Genomic DNA, 19390 nt, shown 5'->3' with positions numbered 1-19390 from the left:
TCAAATTTATAGCTGGAATAACCAAGACTATCAAATGACACCACAATTGCCTAAAAACTTTTCTTTCCCTGGTTTTGTAAGGCTTATTCGTGTCCAGAATTTGATCATCATAGTCCTGACACAGTATTTAACTGCATTATTCTTACTAGAAGGAATTTCTATATTTAACCTAGAGTTATTCCTACTGAGCTTGAGTACTGTATTTTTAGCAGCCGCTGGCTACATCATCAATGATTATTATGATGTAAAAATTGATTACATCAATAAACCCGATAAAGTTATTGTTGGCAAAGTAATTAAAAGAAGGGTCGTTTTATTTTGGCATACCTTTTTAAATTTCGCAGCTATCATTATGGGTGGTTTTTTAGATCCTAAAATAGCAGGGATTCATTTTATTGCTGCTTTTTTCTTGTGGTTATATTCCAATCAGCTTAAAAGATTACCCTTTATAGGTAACTTCATAGTAGCATTATTAACTGGGCTTTCCATATCAATCATTACGATTTACTTTGGTCAGAAACCTATTTTGGTTCATACTTATGCACTTTTTGCTTTTGCAATAAGTCTTATCCGTGAAATCATTAAAGACATGGAAGATTGGCAGGGAGATGCTAATTATGGCTGCAAAACCTTACCTATTATCTGGGGATTAAGAAAAACGAAGCTGCTGGTTTATGTTTTAATAGCCGCTTTCTATTTCTTGATATTCTACATGACCGAGTTTCTGGAAAACGACATTTTATATTTTTACTTCTCTGGCTTAACCTTATTCGTAATCTTCTTTGTTCATAAATTAAGATTAGCCGATACCGTAAAACATTACCACTTCCTTAGCAATTTCTGTAAGGTTATTATGCTAAGTGGAATATTGAGCATGTTATTTTTTTAGAAACTATTCTTCGTAAATCACTTGTAATAAAGTTTGGCCTACAGCCTTTAAAGTTTCTTTTGATATTATCTCCATATTATCGTCATGGGTGTGATGGTACGATGGAAAAAACTGATTTGAATTGGGATCATGCGCAATAATATCAATCATAGGAATTTTTCCAAACTCGTTCACAAAATAATGATCATCTGTAATAGGCCCTACTCTATTATTAACAAAGAATCTTCCATAGCCAATTTCTGCTGAAGTATCCCAAACCTTATCAACTATAGAAGGAGCATATTTCATTGAATATCCCTCTTTATGAAACTGAGCATCTTTAGCTCCCACCATATCTAATAAAATCCCATAATAGGCAGAATAACCTGGTACATGCTTATTCTTACTCCAATGTTGAGAACCTAAACACCACCATGTTTTGGATGGATCATTACTTGCCATACCGTATGGCTCACCATTATCTTCTCCATCAAATAAAATAATATCTATTCCAATTTCTGGTTTATTTTTTGCTTCCTGAATGGTTTTAGCTATTTCCAAAATTACGCCAACACCACTAGCGCCATCATTCGCCCCATCTATTGGTTCATTTTTTCTTTCTGTATCCTTGTCAGCTATTTTACGACTATCCCAATGTGCAGCTAAAAGTATTCTTTTTTTCTTAGCAGGATCCACAGAAGCGATAATATTACTTAAATTCCATATCTCACCATCATACGTTTCCGCTTCAAAATCTTGAGTTTGCACTTTAGCGCCAGCACTGTCTAATTGATTAATAATATATTCTTTTGTTAGCCTATGAGGTTTTGTGTTGGGTACTCTTGGGCCGAATGCCACTTGATCTGCTACATATTGATAGGCTCTAGATTGATTAAAGCTTGGAACTTGAAGGTCTTTTCTCTTAGTAGTAAGGTTTTCTTTTTGCTTATTTTCTTTATCAGAGCCACAAGCAATGATAAAAAATGACAAAAACAGATATGGGAATAATTTTTTCATGTTTACTATTAATTCAAAAATACAGTTATTGGCAGTTTCTACTTATATAAATTAAAAATATACGTCTTCACCTATTTGATTCGTTAATGAAACACCTTATTTGATGTATTATTTTAGACACAAATGTAAACTTTATTCATGTAGCTACAGTAAAATTTTTAAACTTACAGCGAAATAGCATCTTATTATTTATTTAATCTATCTATTTAGGGTGTTTATTGATAAAATATATTAGTTTATCGATTATGCTTTCACTAGGAACTATTATTACATCAGAAGTAACTTATTTAACAAAGCGCCTTTTTTATAAATTATTATCAACCTAAATTTGAAACATAACTTAAAAACAGGAACCAAAAATGAAAAAGTCAATTAAATTATTCGCAGCAATTTCAGGATTAATCTTATTCGCTTCAGCTTGTGCGCAAAGAACCTGTCCTACTTACGCTACTCAAGAAGTAGAAAAAGATAGCAAAATAGAAGCTACTGTTTAATCAACGATAATTTCTGCCATTAATTCTAAAAGGATTAATTGAAATGATATAAAAAGATTAACGAAGCGCTATATGCTGGCTTTTTCTCATCTTTTATCTCCATAACGATATCAATCTGGGCTTTACTCACCCCTCTTAAGTCTACGATAGAATTAAGTTTAGCTTTTAGTCTAACGGCTGAGCCTACCTTAACGGCTTGATTGAACTTCAACTTCTCAATACCGTAATTTATCATCATTTTCAAGTTAGTAACATTAGCAATCTGCTCCCATAAATATGGAGCTAAAGATAATGTTAAGTAACCATGCGCAATTGTTCCACCAAATTGACTTTTTGCGGCTCTCTCTTCATCAATATGAATCCATTGGTGATCAATAGTAGCATCTGCAAATTTATTTACTTGTTCTTGATCAATCGTATGCCAATCAGAAACCCCTAGTTCTTTTCCTTCATAGGCCTTAAATTCTTTGAAACTGCTGATTTGAATAGGTTGCATGATAGTCGTTAATTTTAATTAGCCGCAATATATAAGCTTATTTATAAATTATTGAATAGAAAACACAATATGTACTTCAGCTTTTAATTTTATGTTTTTAAAATCTAAATCAGAAATTATAGATGAATTTTCGCTTGAAGCCGCAAGCATTCTGTTATTTGAAACAGACTTATAATAGATTGGTTGAAAGTCTCTTTGATTTTCACTCATTTCAATTACTTTTCCTAACTTTTCTCCTAAGGGCTCTAATAATACTTCAGCCTTAGCCTTTGCATTTTTAACGGCTTCTACTTGAAGGTTTTGATTCAGTTCATTGATATTAGAGTGAGTATATTGCGTTATTCTAGCGTACTCAATTCCTTTAGGATCAATTTCAGATAATATCTGATTGAGTTTATCAACATCAGTAAGCTTAAGCTGAAACTGTTTTTTAGCTAGGAAGTCTTTATTATTTTTTTCTTTCCATTCGTAATTATATCCATATACATTTTCAACTTTCAAGTTTTCCTGATCAATTCCAGCATTTTCTACTGCTTTAATTAATTGATCTTCCAAGCCACTGATCAGAAATTTACTGCCTGAATTTAATTTATATTCTTTAAGCGAAATGCTGAAATAGAGGATGTCAGGCTTGATTTCATCTTCCGCAATTCCTGTTACTTTTATAGTTCTTAAAGCATTATTTGAATCCTGAGCATAAGTGGAAAACGCTATAATTAAAGCGAGAATTAATATACTGATCTTTTTCATATCCTTAAAATTTGTTTGAAATGGTTTTATCAAATCCCATGCCTTAACGCTTTAATTTGGCTTTTAAATTTTCAATATGATTAAATAAAGCCTCTTGCCAGCTTTGTCCTGCATCCCATTCTTCACCCAAATAAATATCTTTGGTATAAAGTTGTTGAACATAATATTTATGAACCTGCTGATCGATTCGGTATTTCATGACTTCTTCATTGGGTCCTTTTCTAATGGATATCAGTATGGTTTCTTCCTCTGATAAATCATAGCCTAGCATTCTTCTCAGGCTTTCTCCATTATTCTGTAGTTTTTTTAGTACCATTAAATAACCCTGAGAAATCATTTCCTCTGCAGTCATTCCAGGTTCAACTAATCCATATTCGAACGGATAATAATTTTCCATGATTGAATCTAATGCCATATTTGCTTGGTCTACATCCATGTCCAGCATTATACTTTCGGTGAATTTTGGTACTGCTAATTTATCTATTCGGATATCAGGATTGAAATTTTCAACTCTTCGGGATTTAATTACGCGTGTCTTCTTAAAAGTTTCAGGAACATCTATTATTAAAAAGTTTTCTCTTTCAAGTCCTGACTTATTCACTAAAGTACGCAACTGTGATCCTAATTCTTTTAAGGTTTTATCCTGTAGGTAAAATGCTTTCATTCCATTTTGAAAGAAGCCGCCTTCTTCTGGAATTTTGGTAGCGTACAAGACAAAACCGCTATCCATCTGATGGACAATTAGCATATTTTCTATGCTTCTATCTGTAATATCTGAGTAAAAAGCTTTAGTAGCATCTTCTCCTGACATGATATCGGATAATGAATAATAGGCAACTGCATCTACGCCAATTTCAACAAAATTATTATGTATAATTTGAGCTTCTTTTTCCCAGTTTAATGAATTGATATTCATAAAAACGACTGCTCTTTTACTTAATAGGTCTTTTGGGAGCTGATCCGTTTTTGTTAAAAAAGGAAAATCATCTTGTGAAATGCCTCTAAAACACATAAAAAGGAATAAAAGTGAAAATATACAGTTTCTCATAGAATTAATTTCGGACGAAAATTAAAGATTTTTGACTAATCGGCTGAATCTTAACGCCATTATCTATAAATTTATTCTTTAGCTAAAAATGCTAATTCTATTAAATGATAAAGCTTTGATGAAATCAATTAAATATTGTTTTTTAATTTTATTAATCTTGATGGCCTATCAGGGCTATAGCCAGAAGGATTCTGTAAAGGTATTTCCTGACTCTTCAAAAGTTATGAATGATCTATTTTTTCTCGCTTCTGATTCATTAGAGGGAAGAGAAACGAATACAGCTGGAAATGCTATTGCAAGAAAATATATTGTAAATAGATTACAAAAGTTAGGTGTTTCCGCCTATGTTCCTGACTATATTCAGTCCTTTATTTTTGGGAAAGACTCCATTCCAGGGGAAAATATTTTAGGCTTTATTGAAGGCTTTACTGGAAAGAATTATATAGTAGTTTCGGCACATTACGATCATGTTGGGATGGAAGACAGCACAAAAATATTCAATGGGGCAGATGATAATGCCAGCGGAACAGTAGCTTTATTGGCTTTAGCCGAACACTTTAGAGCAAATCAACCAGATAATAATATACTTTTTGCATTTTTTGACGCTGAGGAAAAAGGTCTTCAGGGAGCAAAATATTTTATGCAGTCAGTAGTGGTAGATACCAACAGAATTAAGATGAATGTGAATTTAGATATGGTAAGCCGTGGCGATAAAAATGAAATTTATGCAGTAGGCACTTATTTCACTCCCTATTTAAAACCTATGCTCAAAGATGCAGCTGAAGACAAAAGCATTAAACTTCTATTTGGTAGAGATGAACCTAAGAAAAAGCCAAATTGGGTAAACTCTTCGGATCATGCACCTTTTCACAATGCAAAAATTCCTTTTGTTTATTTTGGGGTAGATGACCATGCTGATTATCATAAAATTACCGATACTCCAGATAAGGTTAACCCAGATTTTTATTTGGAAGCGATACGATTAATAAAGGATGCAATAGAAAATTTTGATGCCAATTTGGGTGATATTGTTTATGGCAAATAAACAATTAAGTACAAATCCCTATTGATTTTAAATACATGAATTAAAATAGCTCTTTAAGAATATATAATATGCAGGAAAGACACAGCTACGACCTCGGAATGATTGGAAACTGCGCCTATCTGGCGTTAATTGGTAAAGATACAGACATTAAATGGATGTGTATGCCTCGCTTTGATAGTTCCTTCATTTTTGGGAGCCTAATTGGAGGTGAAAAAGGAGGAGAGTTTTCTATCAAGCCTACTTCTGAAAAGTATAAGATTACCCAATCGTATATTCCGAATACAAATGTGTTAGAAACCATAGTTGAAACGGATGAATATGCCTATAAAATCACGGACTGTGCTCCTCGCTTCAGACAGTTTGATCGCTACTATCGCCCGCAGATGCTCATTAGGAAAATTGAACCGCTCAATGGTTTGCCGCAATTAAGAGTAGTATGTGACCCAGTAGGAGACTACGGACAAAAGAAATTGAAAAGAGAAAGAGGGAGTAGCCATATTCGCTACTTTGGTTTGCCAGAAACTTTAAGGCTTACCACCAATATTCCGATTAATATGGTGATGGATAGCAGCCCATTTGTTTTGACCAAAACGCGCTATATGGTCATGACCTACGGGGCTCCTTTGGAAGCAGAATTAAATGAAACAGCTGAAAACTTCATTAGCAAAACCGTTGCCTACTGGCAAAACTGGGTAAAGTCAACCAGTATTGGTCAGCATTATCAGGAAGAAGTGATCCGGTCTTCTTTAGCCCTTAAAATTCACCAGTATGAAGATACAGGGGGTATTATTGCTTCGCCAACCATGTCCTTACCAGAATCACCAGGGAGCACGCGGAACTGGGATTATCGTTATTGCTGGATGCGCGACACCTATTATACGCTTACGGCTTTTAATAACATTGGTCACTTTGAGGAGATGGAGAACTACTTCCTTTACCTCACCAATATTCCGATGCGGGGTAAGGAAAGAGTGCAGCCACTTTATAATTTAGTGGGCGAAGGCACTATAGTGGAAAAAGAACTGGACTTACCAGGTTATATGGGCAACCAACCGGTGAGAGTGGGGAATGATGCCTACACTCATATCCAGAATGATGTGTATGGTCAGATTTTATTGGCGATTCTTCCGCTTTATACCGATAAGCGTTTTGCCAATATGGAGAAATCGCAATCAGCCTATCTATTAAAAACCATTTTGGATAAGATTGAATACACCATAGATGAGGCGGATGCTGGTTTATGGGAATTTAGAAATCTGAAGCAGAAGCACGCTTATACTCACCTTTTCCAATGGGCAGGAAGCCACGCAGCTGTTAAAATTGCTCATGAAATTGGAGATCCTGATTTAGGAAAAAAAGCAGAGAAATTACTGAAACAAGCAGCCGCTCATTTAGAGAAATGTTATGCCCCTAGCCGAAAAGCCTATGCCCAAGCTGAGGGAGTAGAAAGAATGGATGCCAGTACCTTACAGCTGATCATGATGAATTATATTCCTCATGGAAGTCAGAAAGCGAAAGATCATTTAAAAGCATTAGAGGAAGATTTAAGAGTGGGTAAAGGCCTCTTTTATCGATACAAACATGCTGATGATTTTGGCGAACCAGAGACTACTTTCTTGATTTGTGCTTTTTGGTATGCGGAAGCCTTGGCTTGTGTAGGAAGAACGGAAGAAGCAATGGAAGCCTTTGAAGAAATTATTGGCTATTCTAATCATGTTGGTTTGTTGAGTGAAGATGTTAAATCAACGGATGGTTCTATGTGGGGAAACTTCCCGCAAGCCTATAGCCATGTTGGCCTTGTAAATGCTGCCTACAGAATAAATAATAAGTTGGACAAACCTGATTTTCTGCCTTAAGTTTTGTTTTTTGATATCATAGCATATTTAATCCTGTTAACATTAATAGGATTAATATTCGGGCTTTTATTTAAAACTATAAGGGATGTTGTGAGGCTAACCTTAAATTATTTTGGCCTTTATAGTTTCAGTCGTCTGAATCAAGATCAAGTGCGTAAACTGAAAAAGTATTCTCCTTATTTCAGGAAATTGAAGCACAAGCATCAGCGGGAGTTTATGTGGCGTGTGAGTCAGTTTATTGCGGCCAAAAGCTTTGTTCCAAGAGGGATGAAAGAAGTAACCGAAGAGATGAAAGTAGTGGTGGCCGCTTTAAGTGTTCAAATTACTTTCGGCTTGCCACGTATTTATCTTTCTCATTTTAAGAGAATCCTGATTTATCCGGATAGTTATTATTCTACTATTAATAATCAATACCATAAAGGAGAAGTAAACCCAAGGTTTGGGATTATCGTGCTTTCGTGGAAGAATTTGGTTTCGGGTATCGCCAATGAAACGGATGGTATTAATTTAGGCATACACGAACTGGCACATGCTATACATCTGGAGAATAGAATTCATAATACTGAATTTGGCTTTATTGATCAGGCCCTTTGGGATGAATACTCCAATTTGGCGCAATATGAAATGATGAAAATCAATACTGGGGAACCCACATTTTTTAGAGAGGTGGGTGGAGTGGATCACTATGAGTTTTTTGCGGTGCTGCTGGAGAATTTCTTTGAAAGGCCTAAAGCCTTGAAAAACTACAGTCCCAAACTTTATCATAAAACCTGCCTACTCTTAAGGCAAGACCCCCTTAAGTTGCTAATGAATATTTAAGCTATTGAAATGCCAAATACGTTTTCGCCCTTATAATCCGCACAGGGGGATAGCTCTTCTAATTCCCTTTTGAAATTAATGTAAGTCAGGGCACTGTGTAGTTCGTTCACTATCAAGCTATTGTCAATTATTCTTCCGCTATTGTTGCCTGCCAATTAATAACTTTCCAGATGCCCTCTTTCTTTTGAAAAACACCAGAATTGAAATAACTCCCTGTTTCTTCTCCATCAGATTTAGCAATAAGTTTAAAGGCTACTACAGCTACATCCTCCATTATTCTTATTTGAACCTCCTCTGCAGAGTAGGAAGTTTGTTGCTCCTTGCTGCTGGCCTGATCAGCATTCTTAAAGCCATCCATGATGGTAGATTTTCCAAAGCGCTTGCCAGCTGAACTGGTGTATACCAAATCTTCAGACCAAAAGCGGTCATGCATTTGAGGATTGTTCACATCACTGAGAAAGTCGTGAAGTAATTTATTTAGAATTTCCTTTTCTGCTTCTTGAGCATAGAGTGTAGAGTTTAGAAAAAATAGTGTGCTGATTAAGAAAATGTATCGCATAGTTTTCGTTTTTCTGTCATAAGATAGCGAAAAATGAATAAGTCTAAAAAAGAGGGTGCAGTATTAAACAATTTTAAGTAAGGGTATGTGAAACTATAGCATGCTAAACTATTTAGCTGTCCAATAAAGATCAGGACTTTATTACTAAACACTTGAAATACTTATAGGCATCCCGTGCTTATGCTAGCCTTAGCACAATTTAATACCTGCTTGGAAGGTCGCAGCAACAGAGCCAAATCTTTAAAAGGAAAACTAGCAGCTTTGAAAAGCCTGGGTGAAGAAACGCAAGCCAAGGAAGTAGAACAGCTTTTAAGTAAATTCTACCAGCAAAGTCGATTGGCTACTTTATAGCAAAGGAAAAGAGCGGATGCTTACGTTTTAAGGGTCTTTCTTTTTTTGATGGCCTACTTAATGGCACAGATAAATAGCTTAGTTCTGAATATTTTTTAGTTGGGAGTAACTTTATTCTCCTATATGCATCTTCACGATAGGTCATAAATTGATTTATCATGAACTTGAGTAAAAAAGACAAAATTGAAATATTTGAAAATGCCATAAGCTGGATTGTCGTTTTAGCCATGTTCCTTTACGGTGGAGGGAAATTAATTCAATTTAATGGAGCGGCAGAATTGGATAAAACAGTCGCAGAAATGACAGGAATGGAATTAATGTGGGCTTTTTACGGATATTCGAAATCCTTTGCCATCACCCTAGGATTTTTTGAACTGCTGGGTGGTATTTTAATTCTGATCAAACCGACTCGCTTAATTGGCGGCTTGTTTACCAGCACCATTTTAATGAATGTAATCCTTCAAGACATTTTTTATGGCGTTCATGTGGGCGCCTTAAAAGCTGCTATATTGTATCAAGTATTGATCGTGATCATTTTTTGGATGAATAAAGAAAAAATGATTGAGGCTTTCAAAAGCCTGTTGAGTTCGAAAAAAATTCAACAAACAAAAAGTAAGTTTTTTCTAAAATTTCTTATCGCTTTCGGACTCTTTGTGGTCTTCAGAATTTTAGAATACTATATTACTATAAAGCTATAAAACCTATTGTTTTATTCGTAACTAGCTAGACTTGCAAAGGTCAGGATTTTACAGAAAAGCTATCTTTCAAAAATCATAAAATACGCTTATATTATACTTTCATTTAAATTGTAAATCCAAATGAATGTAGCCTACGACCAATACTATCAGACTGAAAATTACTTCGGAGAACCTTATCCTGAACTTATTCAGTTTATGCAAGACCATCCAGAAAAAGGGAAAGTATTGGATTTAGGATGTGGCCAAGGAAGAGATGCCATTGCTTTGGCACGCTTGGGCTATGTTGTGAAAGGAATCGACAGCTCTAAAGTGGGTATTGATCAAATGCTCGAAATTAGCAGAGCAGAAAAGCTGAAGTTGGAAGGACAAGTTGGAGATATTTATTCTTTTGATGGGTTTAATGAATTCGATATTATCCTTTTAGATAGTATGTTTCATTTTGCTAAAGAAGACAGGGAAAAGGAAATTGGTTTTCTCAAAAAAATTGTAGCGAATATAAAAAAAGGTGGAATACTTATTTGCTGTATGCAAGATGCTGAGGATAAAGTGAAAACCTTCAAAGAGACCATCGATACAGAAGTTAATCCCATTTTATTAGTGGATAAAGCCTTTCCATACCTTTTTGAAGACAGCGAAAGTGGACAGCAGTTTGCAACCGATTACAGAATGATGGTATTAAAGATATAATAAAACTAAAAACAGGCCTTATGATAGCCAATACACCGAAACCACCTTATTATGCTGTGATTTTTAGCTCTGTAAGAACTAAGGTAGATCATGGCTATGCTGAAATGACCCAGCGAATGATGCATTTAGCGGAGAAACAAGATGGCTTTTTAGGGGTAGAAAGTGCTAGAGAAGAACTCGGTATAACCGTATCGTATTGGACAGACTTAGAATCAATTAAAAAATGGAAACAAAATTCTGAGCATCTGATAGCCCAAAATAAAGGCCGTATGGAATGGTATAAACATTATAAAACCAGGATTTCAAAAGTTGAAAGAGATTACGGCTTTTACAAATAGAATATGCTCATTTCAATTGAATGGCTTTCGATAAAACCTATACGCTAAGGGATGAATTCTAATTATAATCTCTTATCTTAGAGGTACCGCTACAACCAAAACCTAAGAGTTCATCTCTCATGACGCTTGGTTGAAAAAAATATAGTGTATATAAGCTAACAAAGGTTTTTTATCTGGAATATATGAGGGATACTGTAACAGTAATTACTTTATACAATTGTTGTATTCCATGCTGAAAAATCCGACCGCACATACAGGACATTTGGTTTTATCCAACGCTAAAACCAAAAGAGCCTAAAGCTTGCCCCGGCTATATACAGTTCGTAAATTTGAATATGGACGTACTAACTCCTGAACAGCGAACTAAAAACATGAAGGCCATAAAAAGTAAGAACACCAAAATGGAGGTGAAACTTGCCAAGGAATTGTGGGCAAAAGGTTACCGATTCAGGCGTAACTCAAAACATATTTTCGGCAAACCTGATTTTAGTCTAAAAAAGTATAAAGTGGCCATTTTTGTTGATAGCGAATACTTCCATGGTAAGGACTGGGCTACAGAAAAATATAGGATTAATACAAACCGTAACTTTTGGTGGACAAAGATTGAAGGGAATATTGAAAGAGATAAAAAAGTTAATTGTCATCTAAGACAAAATGGCTGGAAGGTTCTTAGGTTTTGGACTGGAGATATCAAGAAAAATATCGATCTTTGTTTGTTAATTATTGAACAACAATTGAAGGAGCTATAGAATGATTAAATACTCTGAAGTAAAAGAGAAATTAAAGATTGAGGTTAAGAAACCTGATCAAACGGAGCTTGCTCATCTTACCCACTACTTTCAGAGTTACCAAAACGGAGTTTCCCATTATTTTCGAAAATCTGCCATAGAGTATGGGCAGTCTCTAGATCCTTCAATAGTAAATGAACCTTATTTTCAAGGATATCTTCCTTTTGAGTGGGATATTCCATTCCCCCCACATGAGAATGGAACATTCAAATTCATTGACCTTTTTGCGGGCATTGGTGGTTTCAGAATGGCATTTCACAATTTGGGGGGAAAATGCGTTTTTACCTCTGAATGGAATCAATATGCTCAAAAGACATATCACTGCAACTTCGGAGAAGTTCCTTTTGGAGATATTACTAAAATAGGTGAGAAAGAAATTCCTGAGCATGACATTTTAATTGCGGGTTTTCCATGTCAGCCATTTTCAATAGCAGGGGTGTCGAAGAAAAATAGCTTAGGTAAAGCGCATGGGTTTAAAGATGAAACTCAGGGAACTCTATTCTTTGATATTAAAAGAATACTGAAGGAAAAACGACCGAAATCTTTCCTGCTTGAAAATGTAAAAAACCTCGTATCACATGATAAGGGCAACACCTTTAAAGTGATCCAAAAAACTTTGAAAAAATTGCGATATAATATTCACTTCCAAGTTTTAGACGGGAAACATTTTGTGCCACAACATCGTGAGAGAATTGTAATTGTCGGTTTTGATATGGATCGGTACAATGCAAATGAACAGTTTGATTTTCCTGAAATGCCAGATCAAACACATGCTATAGAAGACATTTTAGACCCAAACCCAGATCCTAAATATACTTTATCAGACAAACTGTGGAATTATCTACAAGCTTATTCAGCTAAACATAAAGCTAAAGGCAATGGCTTTGGTTTTGGACTTGTTGATATGGATGGAATATCAAGGACTTTAAGCGCACGCTATTACAAAGATGGATCGGAAATTTTGATCCCTCAAGAAGGAAAAAATCCAAGAAGACTAACTCCTAGAGAATGTGCCAGATTGCAGGGTTTTCCTGATAATTTTGAAATCCCAGTTTCAGATACTCAGGCTTATAAGCAATTTGGTAACTCAGTGGTAAGACCTTTAATGCAGGCCGTTGGAGAAAAAATTGTTAATGAACTAGCCAGATTAGATGAGCATATTAGAAAAGGCAATACAATCAGCGCAGCAGTCTGAAGTATCATTCAGTAAATTTATAAAACCTAACGACACAGGTGCAACTGGCGGACATCAAGCGGGCTTCCATATGCATAAGAACTCTTGGCCGCTATTCTTTAATTCACCGGGAGAAAAAGGGTCTAACAAGGATCATTATGTTACTATTCGTTGGCAAGATGACTTCGAAACCTCCAGTCGTTTCATTTATTATGGTGTAGGAACAAGAAATGAGTACAGGTTAACGAGGTTTGGCCGTGGATTTCCTTACTTGACTGACGATAATGTTGGTGATCTTCTCGTACTTGTCAAAAAATCAGCAGATTTCTTTGAGGGATATGTTTTAAGTAGTGATGAAGATATAGAAGACTTTTTTGCTGCACTCAATATTTCATCAACCGAGACGAATGGAATAATACCAAAGCAAGTCGAACAAACTTCCGAAGATAGGTTACTACAATGTTTCTTAGCTTATGTAAAATCTTTACAAGTTGATTTTCCACCAACAATTGATCTAGCAAATAATGCGAGAACTTGTTTTATTAGCTCATATAACATTACTTCTAATCAGATCAAATCAAATCCTGATAAGGAATTACTAAATTGGCTGGAAGCAGAATATTCCCTTTTCAAAACAATCGAAAATGATCGGTACTCAGAACTAATCCGTACTCCTTTTCAGTCTGTGGAAGAACTAGTTAAATCTGCTAACACTATCCTAAACAGAAGGAAGAGTCGTGCAGGAAAGTCGCTAGAGCATCATTTAGAAGAGATCTTTCGAATTTCGGAATTGATTTTTCAAACTCAGGTAACTACAGAAAACAATAAGAAGCCGGACTTTATGTTCCCGAATATAGAGTCATATAATGACCCAAAATTTGACGAAAATAAGCTTGTTCTTCTTGCTTCAAAAACAACCTGTAAAGACAGGTGGAGACAGATTCTTAATGAAGCAGACCGTATCAAAACAAAGCATCTATTTACTTTGCAGCAAGGGATTTCGAAAAATCAACTTGAAGAGATGAATAACTATGGCGTGCAATTAGTCGTTCCGCGAGCATATTTAAGCAGCTTTCCTACTGAACATCGTGCGAATATACTAACACTTGAAGGATTTATAGAGGTTGTATATGCAACTCAGACTTAACCAACTCTTTCAACAATACACATTGCTAAGTCCCGCAAAACTAACACTCAAACCCAAAACTTATCAAAGAGTATGGCTGTCCGGTGCGCTGTGGAATATGAAAGGAACAAACCCAGAACGAAAAGCAAGAAAATCTAACAAAATTTATAGTGAATGCACTATTGAGCTACTTTAAATTTTCAGCACAATTTGATACTTTAGTGATATTGGAAAGTGCAAGCGTATTTATAAAACATAGCCGTTCATAGTAAATTAATCAAGCAATATGACTAGATTTTCCTGTCTAATTTTACTTTTAATATGATGTTGCTGTAATTCGGCAGAAAAAAAAGAATGTTCATCAACTTTTAATTTGACTATCTCACCCACTGTAGATCAAGAAGCTCAGATAAATCAGGAAATTATTAAAACCCTCCGCGGATTCTTGTCAACAAAAAATAAATCCAACTATGAAAATACATATTGGTCATCAGATGACTTTGATACCTATTGGTTTCCATATCAGGACATTTACAGAATTGAAGATAAAGATAGTATTTCAAATTTTTATCAGCCTACTTTGTTACACATCGTGGACACGGATAAGGAGAACAAGAAACTTATTAAAGTGGCATATATAGGTCATAATACTGTTACAGAAGAAAATACATTAAAGTATATTTACAATATTTTAGCAACGAAATCGGACTCAGGCGTTGTTCTTTCTAATTCAACTCAATATTTTACAAAGGACTGGAAGAAAATTGAGAAAGGGAGTCTAAGTTATGTTATCTCTCCGAATAAGGAGTTCAATGAACAAGAAGCTGAAAAGCAAATAAAAGATATCGAAAAAATAAGTGACTTTTTTAACACCGAGCCCTTACCGATTACCTACTATTCTTGTACAAACCTTAAAGAACTATTTCAAATCAAAGGCTTCGACTATAATCCAATTATGTATAGAGAAGGTGGTGGAGGTCTATCTGCTCGCCAGAATATAGTTTTTTCAGCAAATAGTTCGGAGTTCTATACTCATGAAATCATGCATCTTTATATTATTGCTTTTTATTATTCTAGAGCTCAACTGTTCAATGAAGGGATGGCTACATATTTTGGTGGCAGTCGAAAGTACAGCTATACGTGGCATAAAAAAAAACTTAAAAACATACCTTACAAAAAACCCTGAAATTGACTTAAGCTTGCACTTAGAACCTTTTGAAAGATTCTTTGCCGGAGAAACTTCAATTCCGTATATGATAGGTGCATTGATATGTGAAAGGACGTTTCGTTTGTATGGAAAAGAAAAGTTATTAACATTATTAGAAAAAGGCGAGATGTGGGATTTATTAAATGATGTTGGGTTGACAAAGGAAAATCTTAATACAGAATTAAGAAAAGAATTATTACTTCCACCAACCGTAGCTATAGCCAATTCGGATTAAACTATATAAGGTTAACATATTACAATTAATAAACTTTGTTAAGCCAGACAAGATGGTGTTTCAAAATCCCGCACTTACTGTAGCTTTAGGGTTTCCGCCATGCTCTGCATAGTGGGCATTTATTTTTAACTATATCATTCTAAAAAACTATCAACAAATTTAACCACATGAAAAAAATCCTTTTACTTATTTTGCTAAGCTTTTTGTTGAGCTTTCAAGAAAGCCAAGCAAAATCACCCAATCGCTTCCGAAAATTACCCAACCGCTTTCCAAAATGACGCAACCGCTCAATAAAATCATTTATCCGCGCTATAAAATGATATAACCGCATTAAAAAATGGCTTACCCGCAAGAAAAAATCGTTCACCCGCAAGAAAAGATCATTTACCTGCTATCTAAAATGACTAAACCGCACTCCTGCGCCACTTTCGCCCCTTCCTGCGTGAATATGACCCTCTCCTGCGAGACTATTGAGGCTTCCTGCGGTACTTATACCCTTTCCTGCGCCATTTTTTAGCCGTCCTGCGTAAATTATACCTCTTCCTGCAAGACTTATGACCCTTCCTGCGCTAAATTTTGCCTTTCCTGCGTAAAAATATAGGCCTCCTGCTTCAGGAATACCCTATATGAAGAGGTTTATCTCATTCGAAATATCCGCTGGAATAGTCTTTTATATGAGTAGCTAAGGCAGATAATGCTTCTTCTTGCAATTTGGGGAGAGATCGTTAATACTGAATTTAGAACTGAAAAAATTGATTAAGAATTAAAGTAATAAGAGCTATGCAATAGTCCTTACCTTCTACCGTTTCACATATCTATCCACTAAAACAAAAAATGAAAAGACTCTCATTTTTAATTCTGTTAATTTCCCTTTCTAACCAGCTATCCGCTCAGGAATTCAACTATAAAAATAATGTCCAATTAGAGCTAGGGGGCCATGGTTTAGCCTATTCTTTAAATTACGAACGCATAATATTTGATCAGTCGAAATGGAAAACTACTGCCCAATTTGGAATGGCTTATTATCCGCCCTTTGTTGGTTTTATCGATTTATGGTTACCAATGAGTATTAATCAGATTTATAAGATTGGGTTAAGTCACCATATAGAAGGAGGCTTAGGTATAATTAAAGTCTATTCTTCAACTCGAGATGCAGACAACCAAGCAGTAGACTGGAGTTGGGATACTTTTTTCTCAGCTCGTTTAGGATATAGGTACCAAAAACCAGACAGTCGATTTCTGTGGAGGATTGGCATTACACCTATTATGGAGACAGATTATTTAAAATCGGAATATTATATACCTAAGTCATATAGAAAAATTATTTCTGATTTTCATTTTATGGCAGCTTTTAGTGTAGGCTATAGTTTTTGATGATCTCAATTGCTTTTGCTTTAAATTAACTACTTTCATAGGAAACTAACCTTAATTTGCATGAAAGCTGTCCTGTTTGATCGTAAAAATCCATACCAAAAATTTCAAATTCATGAAGTGCCCAAGCCAAATATTCAGGATGACGAAGTTTTGGTAAAGGTACACTGTGCTTCACCTAATGCGGCTGATTATCGCTCTATCCAAATGCGAATTGTACCTAAGCATAACATCTTAGGATCTGCTATTTCGGGCATAGTTGAAGAAGTAGGTAAAGGCATTAGCCAATTCAAAGTTGGAGATGAAGTAATAGCGGATTTAGCCGATGTGGGTATGGGAGGATTTGCCGAATTTAAGGCAACTAAAACTTCAGTATTAGTGCACAAGCCAAAGGGAGTATCCTTTGAGGAGGCAGCTGCTTTGCCAGTTGCGGCTACTACTGCTTTGCAGGCCTTAAGGAAAGGCGGTATTTCAAAAGGAGAAAAGGTTTTGATCATTGGATCTGCTGGAGGGGTAGGAACTTTCGCCCTTCAATTAGCCAAATATTTTGAAACGGATGTCACGGCCGTTTGCAGTACTAAGTCGGTTGAGCAATCTTATAATTTGGGGGCCGATAAAGTCATCGATTATACCCAAGAAGACCTTTTTGATCGTGATGATTGCTATGATTTAATCTTAGCTATAAACGGAAATTACCCACTGTTAAAATGTAAAAAGATGTTGAGCAATAGCGGCCAATACGTTGCTGTTGGAGGTAGTTTAAAGCAAATCTTTAAAGCACTTTTATTTGGAAAAATTTTATCTTTTGGGAAAAAGAAAATAAAAGCGGTAGCAGCAAAACCATTTTCAGAGGATTTGGCTTTTGTTGCAGATTTAGTCGAAAAGGGAAAAATAAAACCATCCATTGAGAAAGTATATAAAATGGAACAAACGGATTTAGCGATGGAGTATTTAAGTGCGGGTCACGCAAAAGCTAAGGTTTTGATTTCTTTTTTGCCAGTGATGAGATAATTTGAAAAGACCAAAGAACTATTTCATATAAATTAATCTAACGGTAGTTTTCCTTTAAACCCAATCTCTATATCTATCTATCTGGTTTACAGCATTTTTATCATAATATTTTATATATTGCTATTATACAATATGATAAAAACTATATCCAACCCGAAATTATTCACAGCAAATAGAGGATATGTCTGATTTTAACCAACATTATAAAGAATTAGAAGAGGAAGTTATTCATTTAAAAAATGAATTAGAAGCCTGTAAAAAGCGTGAGCAAGAAGTTCTCGATCAGGAAACGATATATCGGCTATTTTACGAGAATAGTTCTGATGCCTTATTGATTACTTCTCCTGATGGAAGTATTCATTCTGTAAATCAGGCAGGATGTGATTTGTTTGGTTGGACTGAAGAAGAAATTTATAAGGGAGGCCGTGATTTATTAGTTGATTCATCGCAAGAATCCTTAAAGAAAGCTTTGCAAAAACGAAAAGAGGAAGGCTATGTTGAAGGAGAATTGATTTTTGTGAAAAAGGGAGGGATTAAGTTTATAGGAGAATATACAAGTAATGTCTTTACGAATAGTGAAGGGCTTAAACGTACTTCTATGATTATTCGAGATGTAACAAAAAGAAAAGAAGCCGAACGAATTATTAAAGAAAGCGAAAAGAAATTATGCGAGCTTAACAACACAAAAGATAAATTATTTTCAATTATAGCTCATGATATTAGAGGGCCCTTCAATAATTTAAAAAGCCTTTCTGAACTTATGCTTAAGCAGTTGAGAAATAATGAGATAGCCAAGGCTAAAGAGTATGCTACTTTGATTTCTTCTTCCACAAGAAGCGGTATAATTCTATTAGAAAACTTATTAAACTGGTCCCAATCACAAACTGGTCAGTTGAGTTTTGATCCGAAGAAAATAGATATAAATGAGGTGATGCTTAATGTAATTGAGTTGAAAAAACCGCTATGGCATTCTAAAGAAATAAGCATTGATTTTACTCCTAAAGATGGTATAAGCGCACATGCAGATGAAAATATGTTGCGCCTTATTTTGAGAAACTTGATTTCGAATGCAGTAAAGTTTACCCATAGAGGAGGAAATATTACCATTAATGCTACGCCAAATGAGCATTTTATAAAAGTGTCTGTAAGTGATAATGGAGTTGGCATGAACAAAGAAAAGCTTGAATCTTTATTTGATATCTCAAAAATTAATAGCACAGCGGGAACAGATAAGGAAAAAGGCTCAGGATTAGGTTTGTTGATCTGTAAAGAGTTCGTAGATAGAAATGGTGGAGAAATATGGGCTGAAAGTACTGAGGGAAATGGAACAGAATTTAGCTTTACATTGCCTATGTACAATCATGATTAATCGCATGTTAAATTTATTTGCAGTCGATCGCAAAAAATTCTCATTTTGTCAGCATCCAGTATGAATAGAAAATAAACTGATTA

At 35.1% G+C, this 19390-nt stretch carries 22 protein-coding genes; 17 read left to right on the top strand and 5 right to left on the bottom strand.

The window, feature by feature from the left end:
• Positions 1-46: 46 nt before the first annotated feature.
• The gene (locus QYS48_RS06285; protein ID WP_308357990.1) at positions 47-889 is read left to right on the top strand and encodes a geranylgeranylglycerol-phosphate geranylgeranyltransferase; all 843 of its coding nucleotides are present in this window, start codon (positions 47-49) and stop codon (positions 887-889) included.
• A 3-nt stretch (positions 890-892) separates the two neighbouring features.
• Here QYS48_RS06285 and QYS48_RS06280 read toward each other — a convergent pair whose 3' ends face one another.
• Positions 893-1885 carry a M28 family peptidase gene (locus QYS48_RS06280; protein WP_308357989.1) on the bottom strand — a complete coding sequence of 331 codons (993 nt, stop codon included), beginning with the start codon at positions 1883-1885 and terminating at the stop codon, positions 893-895.
• Between the two features lie 359 nt (positions 1886-2244).
• Between QYS48_RS06280 and QYS48_RS06275 the strand changes: the two genes are divergently transcribed.
• Positions 2245-2379 (top strand): hypothetical protein, encoded by a 135-nt coding sequence (locus QYS48_RS06275; RefSeq protein WP_302102982.1) that lies wholly within the window; start codon positions 2245-2247, stop codon positions 2377-2379.
• A gap of 34 nt (positions 2380-2413) precedes the next feature.
• Here QYS48_RS06275 and QYS48_RS06270 read toward each other — a convergent pair whose 3' ends face one another.
• The 3 genes from QYS48_RS06270 to QYS48_RS06260 are packed head-to-tail and all read right to left on the bottom strand — an operon-like array spanning position 2414 to position 4673.
• Positions 2414-2875 (bottom strand): MaoC family dehydratase, encoded by a 462-nt coding sequence (locus tag QYS48_RS06270; RefSeq protein WP_302128258.1) that lies wholly within the window; start codon positions 2873-2875, stop codon positions 2414-2416.
• A 48-nt stretch (positions 2876-2923) separates the two neighbouring features.
• Positions 2924-3625 (bottom strand): SIMPL domain-containing protein, encoded by a 702-nt coding sequence (locus QYS48_RS06265; RefSeq protein WP_308357988.1) that lies wholly within the window; start codon positions 3623-3625, stop codon positions 2924-2926.
• Positions 3626-3668: 43 nt separating this feature from the next.
• Positions 3669-4673: a hypothetical protein gene (locus tag QYS48_RS06260; RefSeq protein ID WP_308357987.1), complete on the bottom strand. Its 1005-nt coding sequence runs from the start codon at positions 4671-4673 to the stop codon at positions 3669-3671.
• Between the two features lie 118 nt (positions 4674-4791).
• On the opposite strand from QYS48_RS06260, the gene QYS48_RS06255 reads away from it, so the two are divergent.
• From QYS48_RS06255 to QYS48_RS06245, 3 genes are all read left to right on the top strand, one after another.
• Positions 4792-5718, top strand: coding sequence for a M20/M25/M40 family metallo-hydrolase (locus tag QYS48_RS06255; RefSeq protein WP_308357986.1), 927 nt, complete (start codon positions 4792-4794; stop codon positions 5716-5718).
• Between the two features lie 68 nt (positions 5719-5786).
• A complete protein-coding gene (locus tag QYS48_RS06250) occupies positions 5787-7574 on the top strand; it encodes a glycoside hydrolase family 15 protein (RefSeq protein WP_308357985.1) in 1788 nt (595 codons plus the stop codon).
• 90 nt (positions 7575-7664) lie between these two features.
• The gene (locus tag QYS48_RS06245; RefSeq protein WP_308357984.1) at positions 7665-8393 is read left to right on the top strand and encodes a zinc-dependent peptidase; all 729 of its coding nucleotides are present in this window, start codon (positions 7665-7667) and stop codon (positions 8391-8393) included.
• Between the two features lie 127 nt (positions 8394-8520).
• On the opposite strand, the gene QYS48_RS06240 is transcribed toward QYS48_RS06245, so the two are convergent.
• Complete coding sequence (locus QYS48_RS06240; protein ID WP_308357983.1) at positions 8521-8952, bottom strand: nuclear transport factor 2 family protein; 432 nt, start codon at positions 8950-8952, stop codon at positions 8521-8523.
• A gap of 180 nt (positions 8953-9132) precedes the next feature.
• Here QYS48_RS06240 and QYS48_RS06235 point away from each other — a divergent pair, with 180 nt between their 5' ends.
• The 12 genes from QYS48_RS06235 (at position 9133) to QYS48_RS06180 (ending at position 19307) form a co-directional block, all read left to right on the top strand.
• Positions 9133-9303 carry a hypothetical protein gene (locus tag QYS48_RS06235; RefSeq protein ID WP_308357981.1) on the top strand — a complete coding sequence of 57 codons (171 nt, stop codon included), beginning with the start codon at positions 9133-9135 and terminating at the stop codon, positions 9301-9303.
• A 158-nt stretch (positions 9304-9461) separates the two neighbouring features.
• Entirely contained in the window at positions 9462-10001 is a 540-nt protein-coding gene (locus tag QYS48_RS06230) for a hypothetical protein (RefSeq protein ID WP_308357980.1), read from the top strand.
• 120 nt (positions 10002-10121) lie between these two features.
• A complete protein-coding gene (locus tag QYS48_RS06225) occupies positions 10122-10688 on the top strand; it encodes a class I SAM-dependent methyltransferase (RefSeq protein WP_308357979.1) in 567 nt (188 codons plus the stop codon).
• A gap of 20 nt (positions 10689-10708) precedes the next feature.
• Positions 10709-11026, top strand: a complete 318-nt coding sequence (locus QYS48_RS06220) for an antibiotic biosynthesis monooxygenase (protein ID WP_308357978.1) — start codon at positions 10709-10711, stop codon at positions 11024-11026.
• 335 nt (positions 11027-11361) lie between these two features.
• A complete protein-coding gene (locus QYS48_RS06215; RefSeq protein ID WP_302102994.1) occupies positions 11362-11775 on the top strand; it encodes a very short patch repair endonuclease in 414 nt (137 codons plus the stop codon).
• Between the two features lies 1 nt (position 11776).
• Positions 11777-13009 carry a DNA (cytosine-5-)-methyltransferase gene (gene dcm / locus QYS48_RS06210; RefSeq protein ID WP_302102995.1) on the top strand — a complete coding sequence of 411 codons (1233 nt, stop codon included), beginning with the start codon at positions 11777-11779 and terminating at the stop codon, positions 13007-13009.
• Positions 12966-14135 carry a type II restriction endonuclease gene (locus QYS48_RS06205; RefSeq protein ID WP_308357977.1) on the top strand — a complete coding sequence of 390 codons (1170 nt, stop codon included), beginning with the start codon at positions 12966-12968 and terminating at the stop codon, positions 14133-14135. The genes dcm and QYS48_RS06205 overlap by 44 nt, the downstream gene beginning before the upstream one ends.
• 352 nt (positions 14136-14487) lie before the next feature.
• On the top strand, positions 14488-15300 hold the full coding sequence (locus tag QYS48_RS06200; RefSeq protein ID WP_308357976.1) for a hypothetical protein: 813 nt from the start codon (positions 14488-14490) through the stop codon (positions 15298-15300).
• A 13-nt stretch (positions 15301-15313) separates the two neighbouring features.
• A complete protein-coding gene (locus tag QYS48_RS06195; RefSeq protein WP_302102998.1) occupies positions 15314-15556 on the top strand; it encodes a hypothetical protein in 243 nt (80 codons plus the stop codon).
• 834 nt (positions 15557-16390) lie between these two features.
• A complete protein-coding gene (locus QYS48_RS06190) occupies positions 16391-16930 on the top strand; it encodes a hypothetical protein (protein WP_302102999.1) in 540 nt (179 codons plus the stop codon).
• 60 nt (positions 16931-16990) lie between these two features.
• Complete coding sequence (locus QYS48_RS06185) at positions 16991-17938, top strand: NAD(P)-dependent alcohol dehydrogenase (protein ID WP_308357975.1); 948 nt, start codon at positions 16991-16993, stop codon at positions 17936-17938.
• A gap of 181 nt (positions 17939-18119) precedes the next feature.
• A complete protein-coding gene (locus QYS48_RS06180) occupies positions 18120-19307 on the top strand; it encodes a PAS domain-containing sensor histidine kinase (RefSeq protein ID WP_308357974.1) in 1188 nt (395 codons plus the stop codon).
• Positions 19308-19390: the final 83 nt, after the last annotated feature.

It is taken from the genome of Marivirga arenosa (assembly GCF_030503895.2).
GTDB classification, from domain to species: Bacteria; Bacteroidota; Bacteroidia; order Cytophagales; family Cyclobacteriaceae; genus Marivirga; species Marivirga arenosa.
The sequence above is the reverse complement of the archived record's forward strand: the minus strand, read 5'-3'. Positions and strand labels throughout refer to the sequence as shown.